Source organism: Mesorhizobium sp. WSM4845, from assembly GCF_055811455.1.
Window position 1 is genome coordinate 1 of the sequence record NZ_JBVVQA010000039.1, and the last position, 16,433, is coordinate 16,433.

Here is a 16,433-nt window from a genome sequence, read left to right on the forward strand (position 1 = left end):
GGAGTGGCGGGAGCGGCGGGAGCGGCGGCGGAGGAGGCGGCGGCTGGGGATAACGGTGAATGGCGGCTGCAGGTTAGCCAGGCAACTAATTCAGAGAATTCTGCAGCCAAGTGGAATCACTTGGCGTTGCAGGAATGCGACTTAGTCAAAGAGATAGAGCCGGATTCTCAGTTCAATTTGAACGTATGCCGCTCGCGGATCCGGGCTACGATCTAACTCGCATCCGCTGATTGGCGCAGCGCCTCTGTCTCTGCCAACTGGATGCCCATTTCGACAAACGCGGAAAGAACTGAAAAGCGTTCTTCCAACGCAACGCGTGCCAGTCCGGCCAGTACGCCCGCACTCACAGCGCGGGCGGCTGGCTGCGTGGCCGATAGCGCTGGCGCCTCCACAGCTGAACCGTTGCCATGGCGCCCTGCAGCCAGGGCAATCCAGGCGGCCGGCGTTGTTGGCGGCATTGCCGCAGCCTCGCTCACTTCCGGGCGATGGTGAGGGCTCTCCGGTTCGCTGACCCAGTCACGAACAACCGCGAGCAATTCCTGATCCCTGCTGTCGAGCAGAACGGTGAGGTGGCTCAGGCATTCATGTGCCCACCACACCGCAGCCCGCTCAGGAAGCAGATAGGCACAGAACGTAATCGCCTCCTCTGGCACCCGCCCGGCCAGCAGGGCGCGGCAAAATTCGATTGAAGGCTGTTCGGTCGGAAGTGCCACCATGTCCCTGGAAACAGCGGGGCAGGCCATGAAAAGGTCCCGTGCCGTTTTGAATCGAAGCTCATTGGCCATGGCGCCACGCTTTCCCCAGGGAACAATCGACACTGAAGCCCCGGACGGGGCGGGTCAAGTCTCCAGTCCCTGGCAAGATGCAACTGCCCTCCACCACTCGTATGCTTGACGTTTATTGACAGACAACCGCTTCGCAATTTGGTATTGTCCGCAGTCGATGAAATCGATGCTCAAGACAGGAGTAACCGTTATGCGGTTGGGCAGTTTAGCCTTCGTGTTTACGGTCGCGTTTTATTCGACCCACGCTTTTGCCGATCCACTTCAGAAATCAGAAGACATCGTGAAGTTTTTTGACGCGGCGAGCGAGCTCGGCCCGCCGCGTGGAATTTGCGTCGGCACCGAGGAAGAGTGCAACAGCAAGAACAAAGCAGCGCCTGCCGAAAAAACCAGCCTCGACATGCTGATCAATTTCGGCCTTGATTCTGCGGAACTCGATGCGACTGCGCGCGCTGAACTGGACGAGTTCGCCAAGGCACTGAAGGACAGCCGACTGAGCACTTTGAACTTCGTTGTCGAGGGTCACACAGATGCATCCGGCTCGGAGCGCTACAACGAGGGGCTGTCGGAACGCAGAGCCAGATCGGTAACAACCTTCCTGACCTCCAACGGCATCGATCCTGCCCGCATCAAAGCGACAGGCCTGGGCGAAGCGAGTCCGCGCAACCCCAATCCATTCGATCCGGTAAACCGCCGGGTGGAAATGCGGATAAGGACTGAGTAGGGCCGCTCCGACCACCGAGGCACGGCCAGCGTCGACACGCCTGAAACTGGCTCGTCAGTTGTTGTTGAGCACGCCACCCACGGCCACACCGGTGCCGAAAATCAGCGCCTTGGTCAGGAAATCGTTGTTGTCCGGCGGCGGAACATCCCGTCGAACCACGACCTGCTGCCTGCGGGGCTTCTGTGCCACCACCGGCTTTTGTGTGCGGGCCTTCTGTGCCACCGGCTTCTTTGTGCGGGCCTGCTGCACCTGTTTCTTCGGCTGTGCTCGAGCCAGATCGGCAGCGTAGCTGGCGCGCACCGAATCCATCATTGGATCCGTCTGGATCACCAGGAACGTCAGTTGCTCGCGTGTCAAAAAGGTCGTCTGCGGCAGGCCGTTTTTCGCTTGCCAGATGCCGATTGCCTGGCGGGTTTTTGGGCCTATGTTTCCGTCGATACGGCCAAGCTCGTTGCCCAAGGCTTCGATGCGCAACTGCAGATCGATACGGCCCTGGCGATCGAGACCGATCGCGCTTTCCGTCAACTCGGTGCCCGGGGCCTGCTTCACCTCGTCCGAAACCCCAACCGAGGTGCGAACGGCTGAGCCGGAAATTGCGTTGGCCTCGTCCTCATCGACTGCCGGGACCTGCCGATCTTCGGCCTTCGGTTCGTTCAACTGGTCGATGTTCAGCCGTGCCACCGTGGCGAAGCGGCCGCTCGGAAACTGTTCAAGATAGGCTTCGTAGAACGGAATGGAATTGCGCTTGGAAGCTTCGTCCCACAGACGCTGCTCAACCTCCCAGGAAGGAGGCTCGTTGGTCACCGGGGCAGGCGCCGGTGTCATCGCGCCGGACGCACCAGCGATCGGTTTTGTGGCAGGCGCCGCTTCCGCTTTGGACTGTCCCAGGAAGACCTCGCGTCCCAGTGATGCGTTGTGCCAAGGTCTTTGGCGACCTTGTGTCGTTTCGGTCACCTGGCCGCGCACACGCGTCAGCGCGCTCTGGATTTCAACGCTAGGTTCAGTCAGGTGTCTGGCGAGCGCCGCGGAGTAGGGACTGTTTACGCCGTTGCCGTCGAAAGCGATGGCGCCGGGGTCGGTTGCATACGCAATCAAGACTCCGCCGGTTCCAACGCCGTCCGATCTTGCTTCAATCGGCGCCAGTCCGGAGCCAAACGAGGCGGAACGGCTCTTCGGCATCGAGGCGGCCAGCGTCCTGGCCAATGGATTGTCGCGGCAGGCATCGAGGATGATGACGCCGATCGCCGGCTCGGCTGGTAACGCTGCCATGAAGTCGTCGATCTGAACGGTGCGGGTCTTGAGATGAGCGGGCGATGTCAGTTCGGCGTCTATCGGAATCAAGAAATTCTTGCCGTCGACCTGCATGCCGTGGCCGGCATAGAAAATGACGGCGAGCTCGGCATCGTAGGATTGCTCGGTAAACCGACTGATGAGGCTGTGCATGCCTGCATTGTCTTGATCGAGCCCCTCGATCACCTGGAAGCCGGCATTGCGTAGCGTGGATGCGATGAGGTGCGCATCGTTGGCGGGATTGGGCAAGGCAACAGCATGGACATATTTACTGTTGCCGATGACCAGTGCCACGCGTTTGGCATCAGGCGCGGCAGCCTCGGCTCCAAGCGACGTGATGACAAACAGGACAAACCCGCTCAGAAAGACGGCAAATGCTTTCATGGTCCAGCCCTCCGCCCCGCCGGGGCGCACTATCGATGTCTGCGCATGCCAAAATGGCTCCTGGGCGTATGTGATCTCGACCACAGTTTTGGTTCACAAAGGCCCGAAAAAGGTTGGCTATAGTAGCACTTGGCAGCGGGAACACCAATGGACTAACGGCAAACTCGCACGCCTCGAGAAGCAGGTTCAAAGGGTATTCTGCATCGAGCCTATGAGAGCCGTGATCGCCTGCTTGTATTTTTCGAACTCGGGCGATGTCTGCCGGACTTCCGTCGTTGTCGTTGTTTGTTGGCTCACTTCAACCATCGCCGGGCTCAGCTTCCGGCCCATTTTCCTTTCGGCCCAGCTCACGACATAGCTGGCGGACTTGCCGGTGAGGAACGGGTTGGCTTGAATGACGGCCGATCCGAGCACGGCGCTCAATTGCGCCGAGCCCGGCGACGACAACACTTGATGGGCGCCTTCCATTCCCAGGAAATGACAGAGATAAAGCCGGCCGGCTGTGATCTGGTGGCCGCGTGCCCGAAGATAGGCTTCGCCTTCGCGCGCCAGATTGCTGACCATCTCGCGTGAGATGGTGGCGTCAAAACGCAGAGCGAGCAGGTCGGCGGTTGACAGTGTCCGCGCCAGTTCGGGGCGGTAGGTGTTCATCATCCGGATCCACGTCTTGGTTATGAACTGACCGGCGCCGGTCGCCGAAGAAAGTGGGTTCTTGGCGCGGGCTTTGCCGCCACTTTCGACTTGAACGATACGCTCGGTCAGGGTTTCGACAGCGGAAGCGTCCGTCGCGATTGCCGTAACCGTGCCCAGCGGATCGATGGCCTGGCCGTTGCGATAGAGTTCGAAATGCAGGTGCGGCCCGGTCGAAAGACCGGTGGTGCCGATGTAGCCAATGATATCGCCTGCCTTCACCTTCGCGCCGACACCGCCCTTGTCAGCGAATTTCTGCATATGCGCATAGCGCGTCTCGCTGCCGTCCCCGTGCGAAATCTTCACCAAATTGCCGTAACCACTTCCATCGCCCTGAAAGACGATTTCGCCGTCGAAGGCGGCGGCTATCGGCGTGCCCAGAGGCGCCGCCCAATCGACGCCCTTGTGGATACGAACGGTTCCGAGGATTGGGTGCTTGCGTGGGCCGAAAGTCGAGGTCATGACCCCGTTGACCGGTGTGACCATGCCGTTGGCGACTGTCAGCGAGCGAACCTGATCGTCGCCGCTGACGCATGCATACTGGCCGTCGGTCTGCTGGAACACGAAACAGTCAAGGCTTTTCTCGCTACCCCGGACGCCAACATACAGCACCCGTCCGGCCGTCTCTTCCTTGCCACGCGGTTTTTGCGAATAGATCAGGACCAGACGCTGGTCTTCGCTGGCGAAGGCATCCAGATCCTGTCCTCGCGACAGATACATGATCGCTTCTCCGATCACGCCGGTTGGAACCTTGTTGCGCGCTGCTGTCGAGTAGATCGCGTCGAGCAGCCGGTATTGCCTTTTGTGCGTGCCTTGCGCCTGCGCGCCCGAGTAGTTGAATAAATCTTCGCGGACCCACGGGTCGACACCAGACACAAACACACCGGCGGCATTGCGCGTCAGCGTGCCGACAAATACGTTCTTGGCGTAGATCGAAACCTGCATGAGGGACATGGTTGTCGTCTCGCGCGTCGGCCTGAAACCGCGCATGGCGACGACATGACCTGGCTCAAGGCTCTCCCGATTGAAAAGCGCCTTCAGTGCCTCGCCTGCCAGCCTGGCATCCTCGGCGGAGAAATGCGCATCCAGGGCAACGCTGTCCAGGCTGCGGTCGTTGAGGATCTTTACGAAAATGTCCTCGGTAGCCTCGTATCGTTGATGTTCACTGATGACATTTGCAACGCTTGTGTTGTTTTCGATCTGGGTTTTCTGGAACGCGGGAAGGGCTGCCTCGCCTGAATCGATTGTTTCGCCCCAACCTGCTTCGGCATCATCGGTATCCCCCTGCGGGTCCGAAGCAACCGGAGCCTCGTTTGGAACGGGCGGTGGCTGAACATCGTTTTGCAGCTCGTCGGATGGCGCCGGCGCGGTCTGTCGCTGCGCCTGGAAGAAAGCGAAATCTTCTTGCGTCGACGGTATCGTTGTCATGAACTTTTCGCTGGCGCTAAGCATCACGTCGGACAGAATTTCGATCTGCGGAGAAACGCCGGCCTGATCCAGCTCTGCCGGCCGCGGGATCACCTGGCTTTTTGTTGCGCCGCCGGTGTCGGGCGCAAGGGTGATCCACATCGGGTCGCCTGCGAGATCGATGATGGCAGGCACATAGACAGATGCGTCGGCCGGCACATCGTCGGTTCCCTCGACGGCGTGCAACTCCTCATCTTCGTCGCCAAACGACCAATAATCCGCGGTGAGATAGAAGCCGGCAGCGATCGACAACAGGACAGCCACAGCAAGACCGGCAAGAAGCCTGCGCCAGAGCCTGCGTCTGCGCAGGGCGGCGCGCGCCTGCTTTTTCAGCCTGAAGCTTGTGTCGATACTGTGCGTCACGGATTGCTTCCGGTCAGAAAAAAGGTCCACCGCACCTGTTCAAGCGTATCGACTTCGAGAAATCGTGCGGCGATATGGCCGCGCTGCCAGCATTCATCGATGCCGCGTATCGAGAAACGCCGCCGGTCGATGCACATTTCGGTCGACCCGGTCAGGGTCGCATGGCCAAAAACGTCCGTCGCATAGATGTAGATGTAGCGGTTGGTGAGTTCCTCGCGGATGACGTTCACGCACTGATTTGCGCCGATGGTCCACCAGCCATCGGTCTGGTCCGCATTGTCGACCTTTTGGCCGACAGCGAGATTGACGACGTCGAGCGTCTGATTGCAGACGGTGAATTCGGCGCGCGCTTCGTGGGACGACAGGAGAGCCAGCAATGTCGCGCCCAATATCACCACAAGTCTGGTACGGCCTGTCAGGGCAAGCAGGCCGCGAAGCCAATCACGCTGATTGTTGGGCGGGACAGCGGTCAGGAAGGAAAAACGCGAGCTGCGGAGGTCCATCGGCGTCCATGCTACCCGCCGAGCCGGAAGTACTTTGCCGTGGCGGAGAACTCAGCTCGGTTGGCGTCGATCTCTTCGAGTATCCTGGGCAACAGCAGCGCGGCTGGTGTCGGCTCGGAGAACGCCGCAGCGTGAATATCCTGTGGACCCGTGATCACCATTATGATCTGCGGCACGACCTTGCCGGCCGCCTTGTCGGCTGCGCCGAGATCGATCGGAATGTTGAAGGTCGCCTTGTCCGCTTGCGCCAGCATAAGATCGTCGAGGCTGAATGCCATGCCCCTGTGGTCGATCAGCAGCACGCTGGAAATCAGGCCGCCCTGCGTCACCAGCGTGCCACCGATCGGCGAGCCGCTCGGCACCGTCGTTCGATCGAGAACAAGCTGCGGCTTGTCAGCCGGCATCTGGTCCAGAAAGCGCAGAAAGTTGGTGACTTCGCATTGAGCCGGCTCAATGAGGCGGACGCTGATGTCCGGTTCGACACGGAATTTTGCCTGGAAATCGGACAGCATTCGTTCGAACGGCTGGATCTCCGTGCCCAATCCTTCGATTGCGGCGGCGGCCTCGGTTGCCGACGTCAACGTCGCATAGAAACAGTCGCCGCCGTTGAAATCCCGCACCCAGGAGACCCGTTGCGCAGCGGGGTCGAGGGCATTTTTCGGCGGCAGTTTTAGGTCCGGTTTCGGCACGTTCAAGGCAATAGTGGCTTCGCCCGGATGTTTGCCTGCCGCCGTCTCGTCCTGCTGCCGTTTTTCGTTCGCATCATCCGTCTGGCTTTCGGCCCGCGCGTGCTGGCTGGCCGGCTGATCGGGCCTCCGGCTCTCCATAATTTCGGGCCGGACCGCTGCGGGCGGCGAGGTCTTGTCGGCCGGCGGCATTGGCGCGACCTGGATGCGCGGCGGGACCGGGCTTTCCTCGGTTGGCGAAAGGACTTCGGCGGGCGGTGTCGGCTGCAACTTTTGATCAGCCGCGGCATCTGCCCGATCTTCAGCTGGCGATGGCGCCTCGGCTGCCGCCGGCTCCGAGGTGTCCTCGGCGGCCGCCCGCTGCGGGGTTTCCTCGGTTGGCGAGAGGACTTCGGCGGGCCGCGTCGGCTCCAGCCTTTGATCCGCCGCGGCATCTGCCCGATTTTCAGCTGGCAACTGCGCTTCTTCTGCTGCCGGCTCCGAGATTTCCGCGGATGCCGCCGGCTCCGAGCTTTCTTCCGATGCCAACCGTTCCGGGGTTTCCTCGGATGGTGAGAGGACTTCGGCGGGCCGTGCCGGCTCCAACTTTTGATCCGCGCCTGCCTGACCTTCGGTTGGCGGCGCAGTGGCTTCTGTTCGTGACTGCTCAGGTGCAACTGCTTTTGCCGGCTCATCGCCCGGCGAATTTGCCGCGCTGTCCGTCGGACCCGGTTTGGATGCTTTTGGCGACAAGAACGCTGTGTCGCCGGCGGTCGGCGTGGAAGGCGCCATCACGCCGCTGAGATAAACGCCTGCACCCGACGCGACAGCCAATGTCGCCAGGACAGCGATCGCGATCGATCGGGTCCTGGCGGACTTTGCCGGGACCTTTGGCAAGACCGCCCGAGCAGGACCGGCAACTGGCGACGGCCTTGGCTCGGACAGAAGTGCGGGCCGGACATGCGGAACGAAGCGCTGCTCACCGGCGGCCGCCGGAGATTGACTTGCAATCTTGGGGCCGGCAATCTCGGGGCCGGCAAGCCTGGGGCCAGGCGCGGCGGTTCCCCCCGTTCGCGGCGTCCGGTCGCGCGGTGTGATCGACGTTGGCGGCCTTGTCTCCTCGTCCGTGTCGTCACGTGTCGCCCTGGCGATATCGGCCATGCTGATCGGCCGGTCTTGTGGGTCCGGCTGCAGCATGGCCTCGACAATTTCGCGAAAATCGGCGTCGATGTCGGAGAGGTCCGGAACGGTTCGGCGTTTTTCCACGATCTCGTACTGGGAGCCGCCCATGTCGATCGGTTTCCCGCGCAGAGCAGCGGCCAGCACCAGGCCCAGGCTGTAGATGTCGGATTGCTCGCTGACATCGCCGCTGTACAGCCCGAGTTGCTCGGGAGAAACGTAATTGTACTTTCCCGCGAACTTTCCGCCGATCAGCGTCTCGCCGCCGACGGTCGCCGATCGCGCGATGCCAAAATCGATGATCTTTGCGCGATCGACCCGGCCTCCTGGCAGGATGATGTTATCCGGGGAGAGGTCGCGGTGTATCGCTCCGGCCTGGTGCACGGCGCTCAAGCCGGAAGCCAGACGATGGCAGAGCTTGCGCACGTCTTCCGTCGGCATCGGGCCACGTCCCATGATATCGAACAGCGATTGGCCGTCGACGAACTCCATGGCGAGGTAGGGGCGACCAATACCCGGGTCGATCGTGAAGACGTGATATCGCACGACCGCGTCGTGCGACAAATGATTGAGGATCGTCGCTTCCTTGCGGAACAGCGACAGGATCGTCTGGTCACGGGCGAACTCGGGCAATACGATCTTGATGGCGACATGGTCGCCGGTCTGGATGTTGTGGCCACGGTAGACTTCGCCCATGCCACCGAATGCGATTCGCTCGTCCAGTTCATAGATGCCGCTGAGTTGCGTGCCGACCGCTGTGGTGGCCACGTCAGGCGATATCCGCGTCTTGTCGTCGGCGCTCATCGGCCTCAGCCTTCCGCTCTGGAAGGACCGGGATAGGCCCCATTGCGCCCGTCTCCGATCTTGACGAGCACGATCGTGACATTGTCCGTTCCCCCGCGCGCCAGCACCATCTGCAGCAGGTTTTCGCAGGCCGCCTGAGGTGTCGCCGACACCGCCGCCGCCTCGATCTCGGCGTCTGTGACATGCGCTGTCAGCCCGTCGGTGCTCAACACGAATATGTCGCCCGGCATGATTTCGCCTTGCTGGAAATCGATCACGATCTCGTCGCTGACGCCGACCGCATGGGTGATGACGTTGCGGCGCGGCCAGGCGAGTGCTTCGGCTGCGCTGATCATGCCCTTGTCGAGAAGTTCCTGGACTTCGGTATGGTCCTTCGAAATCTGCGAGATCGAGCCGTTGCGGATCAGGTAGACGCGACTGTCGCCTGCCCACAGGCAGGCAAACCGCCCATCCATCGCCAGCAGGGCGGCGACAGTGGAGCCAATGGTTACCCCACGGGATTGCGATATCCTGCGGATTTCGGCGTTGGCCCGGCTCAGCCGGTCCTCGAAGCGCGCACGCAGATCCGGTGCAGAGCTTGCAATGCCGATCGTTGCCAGATGATCGACGATGCTGGCCGAAGCGACTTCCCCGGCATCGTGGCCACCCATTCCATCGGCCACCACCCACAGGCCGGTTTCCGGCTCGACCAGATAGCTGTCTTCGTTGAGCTCACGGACACAGCCTCTGTGGCTAACGCCGAAGCTTTCAAAGGGAAGGGCGACAGTGTTCACTTTGCCACCAAGCGCTTCTCAAGCGTCCTCTGCGGCGCCCCGTCAGGTGCTCGCTCGCGCCAGTTTGCCACAGGCTCGAACGTTAGAGTATCGAAATAAACGTCCGCCCATCTGTTGCCGATGGACAGCCGCACCGTGTTGGGAAATTCAAAAATCATCTCAAAACGCCTTTGGACAGCTGAACCCGGAAAGCGCAGGAAGGAAGAGAGGGTTTTGGTCCGAACTGGCCTGGACCGTATAGGCGACATCGCGTCCGCCGATCACGAAGCGGGCTTGCGTGTTGCCGCCGGTGCTGGTGATATCGGCCTTGTCCAGCAGGCGCTTCAGTGCCCACGGACCGTCGAACTTGATCGCGGACTCACGGCCCGGCATTTCGGGAATGAGGCTCAGGCTCGCCGACGCGGAAGCCATGCCGCTCGGCCAGGTCACCGTGCTTGGCGCGTTGCCGGCCTGGTTGCTTTGGACGATCTGGCCATCGACGTCGAGTACCGCCGTATCGGCATCGCCATGCAGTGAAAACGGTGTAAAGGTGACACTGACCGACGGCACCGAACCACCTGAAGGAAAGAAGGCGTTGCGGATTTCCGCCGCCAGCTGGAAGCTTTTCAAGGTCGACTTCGACAGGTCGCGCCCGAAACGCGCATCCTGCTTCCAGTTCCAGTCCTGGCCGGTCATGTCGATCAGCGATGCGAGATTCTGTGCGAAGAACCGGTCCATCAGCCCGCCTGGAGCGAACAGTTTCGCAAAATCCGCCATCGCAATATCCTCCGGGCCATCGCTGGCGAAGGGATAACGGCCCTCGACCGTCTCCTCGCAGGCGCGCGTGACCGTCTGGTCGAGCAGCTGGTTCAAATTCGTCAGCGAGGTTTCTGCGACGTTGCCGTCAAGCTCGTCGGCGGTCGCAGTAACCATTCGGGCGAGTTGCTTGGGCAGCCGCGAGACATTGGCGCGAAGCGTGGATATCTGCAGCTGCAGATTCATGTTGGCGCGTTCCGTTTGCGAAGGGATATCGGCCGCCAATTGCAGGCTTTGATGGATGTCGCGGAAATTCTGGGTCAGTGCATCGATCGGGCGGCGCCCAGTGGGACCGCTCACCAAAGCCTGGAATGATCTGAATTGCGCTTCGATGTTCGCCCCGGGGTACTGGTTTTGCGCGCGAGCGGACCCCGTGCCGGCCCGGCTTTGCGATTTGCCGCCGGCGATTTGAATGCCGATGCGGGCCAATCCGCTGGCGATATCTGCAGCGTTTTGCGGCTGGTTTTGAAGCATGCCGGCTTCGGCCCCGGAGCCTGACTCTTCACTGGAACCAGCTTCTCGCGTCAGCGCTGTTTCGTCGGCTATCGCGGTAAAAAGCTGGTCGATTGGCGAGCTTGGTGACGCGGCGGCGGAGAGCGCGATATAGTCCGGCTTGTCCTCCAGCATTGGCTTGAACTTCAGCTTTTCGAGAACGCCGTTCCACGCCGCGGCGAACTCCCTGCCATAGCGCTCGACAAGTTCGGGACCGAGTTTTGGCAATTCCTGGTCGATGCCGCCTTGCTCGGCGCCGCCGCCGAGAACCCACTGGTCATCGACAAGCATCTGCGCGATGCGCGAGAGTTGTGCGAGATAGAAGTTGTTGAAGCCGCTATAGGTGTAGATACCGGGAACGCGCAGGCCCGACAGATCGCCACCATCGACACGCTCGAACAACAGCTGCGCTTCCGGGCCGCCTTTGACGGAGACTGAAAAATCGTCCAGTGCTGTGGCGTATACCGCCGACTTCACCAGGGCAGAGGCACGATCGGCAAGGCTCATGCGTCCGAGCGAGCGTTGAGCGGCTTCGACAAGTGGCTGGTTGAGTTCGAAAACCGGATCATAGGCGTCGTCCAACGCCAGCATGGCCCGCAGATGCTTTTCGAGTTGCGCCCGTCCCTCGTGGTTGTTTTCACCCGGATACCGGTTCTGCTCCCAGTCCTGCCTCATCCACGACACGATCAGTTCGTCGTCGACCTTGGGCGCCTTGCCGCCAAGCATCATGTAGATCTTCAGCGGTTCGTAGAGCGCGGTGGGATCAGCCATCCTGGCCTGGATCGTCCGTTCGGCCTGAAGCAGCAGGCGCGAGCGGAACATGCGCTCCAGCGCCTGCCGGTAAGCTGTCTTTGATGCCGAAAGAAGTCTTTCCCGCTGACTGAGACCGAACGTCTCCTGGATCGGGATCGGCAAGGCACCGGTGTCGAACCCGGCCGGCAGTTCGCGTAACTGGTCGAGCGGGCCGATGACGTTTTCAAGGTCGACGTCGGCGACTTCAGTGCTTTTGAGGAGCGGGTCTGCCGTCTCGCGATACTGGCTTGCAGCTTGCGTGGTGGAAGCGATCAGCGACCTGTTGGCTGAAAAGCTCAGGGCCAGGGTGCCCAGAGCCGCAGCAGCCACCAATGCTATTGCGCCAAGGCCGCCATACCTGGCGATCGCTGCACGCCTTTCAGCCGATTTGTCGTATGAAACCCAGCCGGATTCCGCGAAAATGACTTCGGTCAGAAGATCATGCAGGAAGAAGCTTTTGCCGGTGCCGGAAAGATGGGCGCGAGAAGCGCTGCCGAAACTGCGACCGATTGCGCCCAGCACCTGGTCGATCGGCGTGCCCTCCTGCGTGCCTGACGAAAAATAGAATCCGCGCAGGCTGACATTCACCTGGCTGCGGGCCGGATCGAATATGCTGGCGACGAAACCGGCAATACGGCTTTTCAGTGCGTCAAATTGAGCTGGAAAGCCAAAGATGGCTATGCGCGCGACCGGATCGGCCTCTTCCTGCAGGCGGTCGGCCATCTCCTCCGCCAGGCGCTTTGCCAATGCGTCGAATTCGGCCGGTGCCTCACCGGCCATGTTCTTGCTGCGATCGGCGGTCTGGAATGTCGCGCCCCACACTTTGCGGCGGCGCTGCTCGTCGAAGCCGCCAAAATAATCCATGAAACCGGAGACAAGGTCGGCCTTGGTGAAGAGCAGGTACACCGGGAACTGGATTTTCAGTGTTTCGTGAATTTCGCGCAGACGGCTGCGTATTTCGACGACATGGGCGTCAAGCTGCCGATCATCGAGGCTGATGAGATCGGCAAGGCTGATGGCCAGGATAACCCCGTTTATCGGTTGCCGGGTGCGGTTTCGCTTGAGCAGCGACAAGAAGGCGAGCCAGCTCTTCTTGTCGCTCTGCGCATTGGAATCCTGCGTGGTGTAGCGCCCGGCGGTGTCGATCAGCACCGCCTGGTCGGTGAACCACCAGTCGCAGGATCGTGTGCCGCCAACGCCGGCCACTGGCTGGGCGTCGCCCGAACCGGCAAGCGGAAAATTCAGGCCCGAATTGACCAACGCCGTTGTCTTGCCGGCACCAGGCGGGCCGATGACGACGTACCAAGGAACCTCGTAGAGGAAATTGCGCTTGCCGCTCGACCGCTTGAGCGCAGCGATGGCTTCATTCATCCGAGTCTCGAGCACCTGCGAGTCGTCGTCCCTGTCGTCGTTGCGGGCGACTATCGTCTCGAGCGCCTTTTGCGCCTTTCGCTTTTGCCAGAAACGCACGCCATAAAACAGCGTCGCGATCGCAACGATCACGCCGATGATCGTCACGCGCAGCCAGACGGGTGCCAGTGGACGCGTGTCGGCAAAGCGGATCAATGGTCCGGCAAACCAGACGGCTGCCGCGAAACCGGCCAACGCGATCGCGCTGAATATCCGCAGCAGCCAGCGCGTCATGGGCACTTCCAAATGGCCGTGCTCACAGCGTTTCCTCCTTGGGGATCATCAAGTCGACACGGCGATTCTGGGCGCGGCCTTCCGGCGTCGCATTGTCGGCGATCGGTTCGTCTTCACCCTTGCCGTCGACGGTGATCCGGGAAGGCTTGCTGAACCGTGGCGCCATGACAGCTGCGACGGCCTTCGCCCGGGCGATGGAAAGGTCGAAGTTGGATTTGAACGGGCTCGATTTTCGCGGCTTCACATTGTCTGTGTGGCCGACGATCATGATCGGTCCACGCTCCGGTTCCAGCGCGGCGGCGATGTCCGCGGCGATTGGTCCAAACTCCGGTTTTATCTCGGCCCTGCCGGACGGGAACAGCAGGACATTGTTGATCTCCACGATGATGAACCTGCCCTGCGTGCCGACGCTCAGCCCGCCGCGCGCAATAGTCTTGGCCAGTGCCGCATGGATGCGATCGATCTGGGAACGGGTAGGGGCGACAGGCGGAGCGACTTTCACCGGCGCAGCCGACGGCACCACGCTGGCGCGTTCGATGGCGATCGGCGTCGACGGATCGAGCGCCAGCAGCCTGCCGGCAAGGGCATCGCCCTCGTTGGTAATGAAGACCCGCAATGCGAAGAATGCCGCCGTCAGCAGCGCCGACGCAGCCGCCGCAATCACCCAGAGCGGCAGCCGGGCCGACGACTGTGGGCTGGAGACCGCCAGGCTTTGCCAGTGCGGCGAGATGTCGTCGTCGGCGCGCGGCCTGAAGTAACGAAGCGTCTCGTAGACGTCGCTTCGAACGCGTTCGAGATTGTTGTCCTCGCGCGCAAGGCCTCGATACTGGCCTTCGAACCCCAGCGACAGGCAGGCATGCATCAGTTCAAGCAAATCATAGTGTGCCTCCGGCGCAGCCAGTATCTTGTTCAGCGCTTGGTAGAAGCCCGAGCCGGTGGGCACGACTTGAAAGAACTGTGACAGCATGCTGTGCTGCGCCCAGGCGTCTGTCTGGGGCCAAGGCAGGTTGCCGATGAGGTCGTCAGCGGTTTCGCAGAGAGCAAATTTAGCGATCCGTGCATCTTCCTCGGGAACACCGGCTTTCTCCATTGTCCGGTCGAATTTTTCGATCGCCTCGGCGACATGTTCCGCCAGTTGCTCCGCCTGTCTTTCGACAGCCATAAGCCTGAGCTGGCCAAACAGCATCAGCAAAGGCGCGGCCGCGGCGAGGATCTGATTTGCTGCGGAATATCTGACGCTGTCCGTGGCATTCAGCAGGATGTCCTGCTGAATGCCCGGCGCCGCCGCAAAGGAGCTGGTTGCCGCCGCAGCGCCGGGGTCTGCAGCCTGATAAATCACGGTTCCGGATGTCCAGCCCGGCGGTGCATGCTGACCAGGATCGAAAACCGTTGAATCCTTGACCGGCGAGGGACCGGGGCGCCCGCCGTCGGCAACGGCCCGCTGGGGATCGGGCGCTGATTTTTCAGCACGGCGCGGTACGCGAATGACGGTCTTGCCCGCTGGGCCGAAAGGGTCGTCCTTCGAGCTCATCGCCAATCGTCCGTGCACGCGTCGGTGCCGCATGCGCGCCACATGAGGGCAAGACGGTCCCCGGCCGGGCGCAGGGACTGCAGGCGCAGGAACTGCAGGCGCTGCTGACGAGGGCAGTGTCCGGAGGAAGGTCGGCTATATCTTTCTAACCCGCAGTAACATGACATGTGCCGCAGACCCCCAGGTCAATCAGCCTTACCCGCTGGCGAACTGTCGAAAATGATCGTAAGCTTAGAAACGGTCGATTGGAACCAGAAGCAGCGCTGCCAAAGAATTTTTCTTCGCCAACGACAGCGCCGTATCTTTGGGCTCGCCAAGGATACATTCCACCTGGTGCGTGATCCGCTCCGCAGCCGAAGCTAAGCGCAGCAACCGATCCGATTTTCGGGGCACCTGCCAGGTTCAGTCCTGCCGGTCTACTTTTGCTTGTCGGCTTTGGCATAGGCTTCGCTGAAATAGGCCAGGAATATGTCCAGCATGCCGTTTTCGTGCGCTTCCTCCATGGTGCGCCATTTGGCGACGAAGGCGTCCCAAGCCAGGCCCTTCTTCGATGTGAACGACGTCGGTGGGAGTTTTTTGCTGATCGCCTCAGGCGACAAATCGTCAAGCAGCCGGGAGAGCGCAGCTTGCATGGCTGCATAGGTGGCAAATTCGTGCGTCTTGAGATCGCGGAACGCGTCTTCGACACTGTGCTTGGCATCAAGGTAGCCGGATCTGCGCCGCGCAAACATGATTTCTAGGATGTCGTCGGTTCCCGGGACGAACTTTAGGGGGTTGTTATCGGCAGCGCTGATCATCGTCCGGTGTGTGCTCTTGGCCAGTATTTTCGCAGCCGCACGTGCCTTCAGCAGCAGGGCCAGTTCCTCGACAACAGTCCGAAGCACCGCGCCGATTTCGGCGGCCGCTTCATGCGGATCACGCGATTGAAGCAGTTCCGGCGCGATGCCGGCTGCAATCGCGATGTCCCGCAGCACCTCGTCTTTCGTCGAAGCGAGAGGCGCGGGCGTCGAAGCGAGAGGCGCGGGCGGCGAAGACGTCGACACCGGTGCTCTCTGCCCGGGCCGTTGCTCCACCGGCTCGAAGAAAGGCTGGTCTCCGAAATCCCGCGGCCGGCCGGTGGTGATCGGCATTTGTCGCTGCGTCGAACCGTGGCTGCTTCGCGGAAGCCCTGTCGCGGCCCGCTCGTCGTCAATCGAAACCAGGACGACATAGCGGCCGATCAGCAACCGGTCGCCTTGACCGAGCCGGTGGGGGCCGGCCATGCGCTGGGTCGATCCGTTGATGAATGTGCCGTTGCGCGAGATGTCGTACAGCCAGAACGCGCCTGCCTGGTAACGCACTTCGCAGTGTCTGGCGGAGATGAACTTGTCGGGGTCGGGCAAGGTCCAGTCACAGGCCTCGCGGCCGATTTCGAAGCTGCGATCACGAGCGGAGTAGCCGGTCGACATACCGGCGGGCAGGGAGACGACATTGTTGATCTGCAGCCTGATATACATTCAAAATCGCCGTCGATCCTGTCGGGAAACTCACCCAGGACACCCCATTATACCAGCAA

Annotated in this window: 11 protein-coding genes; 2 read left to right on the forward strand and 9 right to left on the reverse strand. The window is 61.3% G+C overall.

The genetic code is table 11. The features are described 5' to 3' along the window. A partial coding sequence (locus AC0L2C_RS29905; protein ID WP_473525105.1) for a hypothetical protein occupies window positions 1–216 on the forward strand: 216 nt, incomplete at its 5' end. Here the strand turns inward: AC0L2C_RS29905 and AC0L2C_RS29910 are convergent. Next, window positions 213–785, reverse strand: coding sequence for a DUF6931 family protein (locus AC0L2C_RS29910; protein WP_128172593.1), 573 nt, complete (start codon window positions 783–785; stop codon window positions 213–215). The two genes, AC0L2C_RS29905 and AC0L2C_RS29910, sit on opposite strands and share 4 nt — an antisense overlap. A 190-nt stretch (window positions 786–975) precedes the next feature. Here AC0L2C_RS29910 and AC0L2C_RS29915 point away from each other — a divergent pair, with 190 nt between their 5' ends. Beyond that, window positions 976–1,506 carry an OmpA family protein gene (locus AC0L2C_RS29915; protein ID WP_128172594.1) on the forward strand — a complete coding sequence of 177 codons (531 nt, stop codon included), beginning with the start codon at window positions 976–978 and terminating at the stop codon, window positions 1,504–1,506. Window positions 1,507–1,560: 54 nt separating this feature from the next. On the opposite strand, the gene AC0L2C_RS29920 is transcribed toward AC0L2C_RS29915, so the two are convergent. The 8 genes from AC0L2C_RS29920 to tagH all read right to left on the reverse strand — a co-directional run bounded on the left by AC0L2C_RS29920 (window position 1,561) and on the right by tagH (window position 16,374). After that, window positions 1,561–3,180, reverse strand: a complete 1,620-nt coding sequence (locus AC0L2C_RS29920; RefSeq protein WP_287319130.1) for a caspase family protein — start codon at window positions 3,178–3,180, stop codon at window positions 1,561–1,563. Window positions 3,181–3,366: 186 nt separating this feature from the next. Continuing rightward, the gene (locus AC0L2C_RS29925; RefSeq protein WP_128172596.1) at window positions 3,367–5,700 is read right to left on the reverse strand and encodes a M23 family metallopeptidase; all 2,334 of its coding nucleotides are present in this window, start codon (window positions 5,698–5,700) and stop codon (window positions 3,367–3,369) included. Next, the gene (locus tag AC0L2C_RS29930; RefSeq protein WP_287180221.1) at window positions 5,697–6,203 is read right to left on the reverse strand and encodes a DUF1036 domain-containing protein; all 507 of its coding nucleotides are present in this window, start codon (window positions 6,201–6,203) and stop codon (window positions 5,697–5,699) included. The genes AC0L2C_RS29925 and AC0L2C_RS29930 overlap by 4 nt, the downstream gene beginning before the upstream one ends. A gap of 11 nt (window positions 6,204–6,214) precedes the next feature. After that, window positions 6,215–8,851, reverse strand: a complete 2,637-nt coding sequence (locus tag AC0L2C_RS29935; RefSeq protein WP_473525106.1) for a serine/threonine-protein kinase — start codon at window positions 8,849–8,851, stop codon at window positions 6,215–6,217. A gap of 5 nt (window positions 8,852–8,856) precedes the next feature. Continuing rightward, the gene (locus tag AC0L2C_RS29940) at window positions 8,857–9,624 is read right to left on the reverse strand and encodes a PP2C family protein-serine/threonine phosphatase (protein ID WP_128172598.1); all 768 of its coding nucleotides are present in this window, start codon (window positions 9,622–9,624) and stop codon (window positions 8,857–8,859) included. Between the two features lie 159 nt (window positions 9,625–9,783). After that, window positions 9,784–13,347: a type VI secretion system membrane subunit TssM gene (tssM, locus tag AC0L2C_RS29945; RefSeq protein WP_473525107.1), complete on the reverse strand. Its 3,564-nt coding sequence runs from the start codon at window positions 13,345–13,347 to the stop codon at window positions 9,784–9,786. Window positions 13,348–13,369: 22 nt separating this feature from the next. After that, window positions 13,370–14,878, reverse strand: a complete 1,509-nt coding sequence (gene tssL, locus AC0L2C_RS29950; protein ID WP_473525108.1) for a type VI secretion system protein TssL, long form — start codon at window positions 14,876–14,878, stop codon at window positions 13,370–13,372. Between the two features lie 416 nt (window positions 14,879–15,294). Continuing rightward, window positions 15,295–16,374: a type VI secretion system-associated FHA domain protein TagH gene (gene tagH / locus AC0L2C_RS29955; RefSeq protein WP_473477115.1), complete on the reverse strand. Its 1,080-nt coding sequence runs from the start codon at window positions 16,372–16,374 to the stop codon at window positions 15,295–15,297. Window positions 16,375–16,433 lie beyond the last annotated feature (59 nt).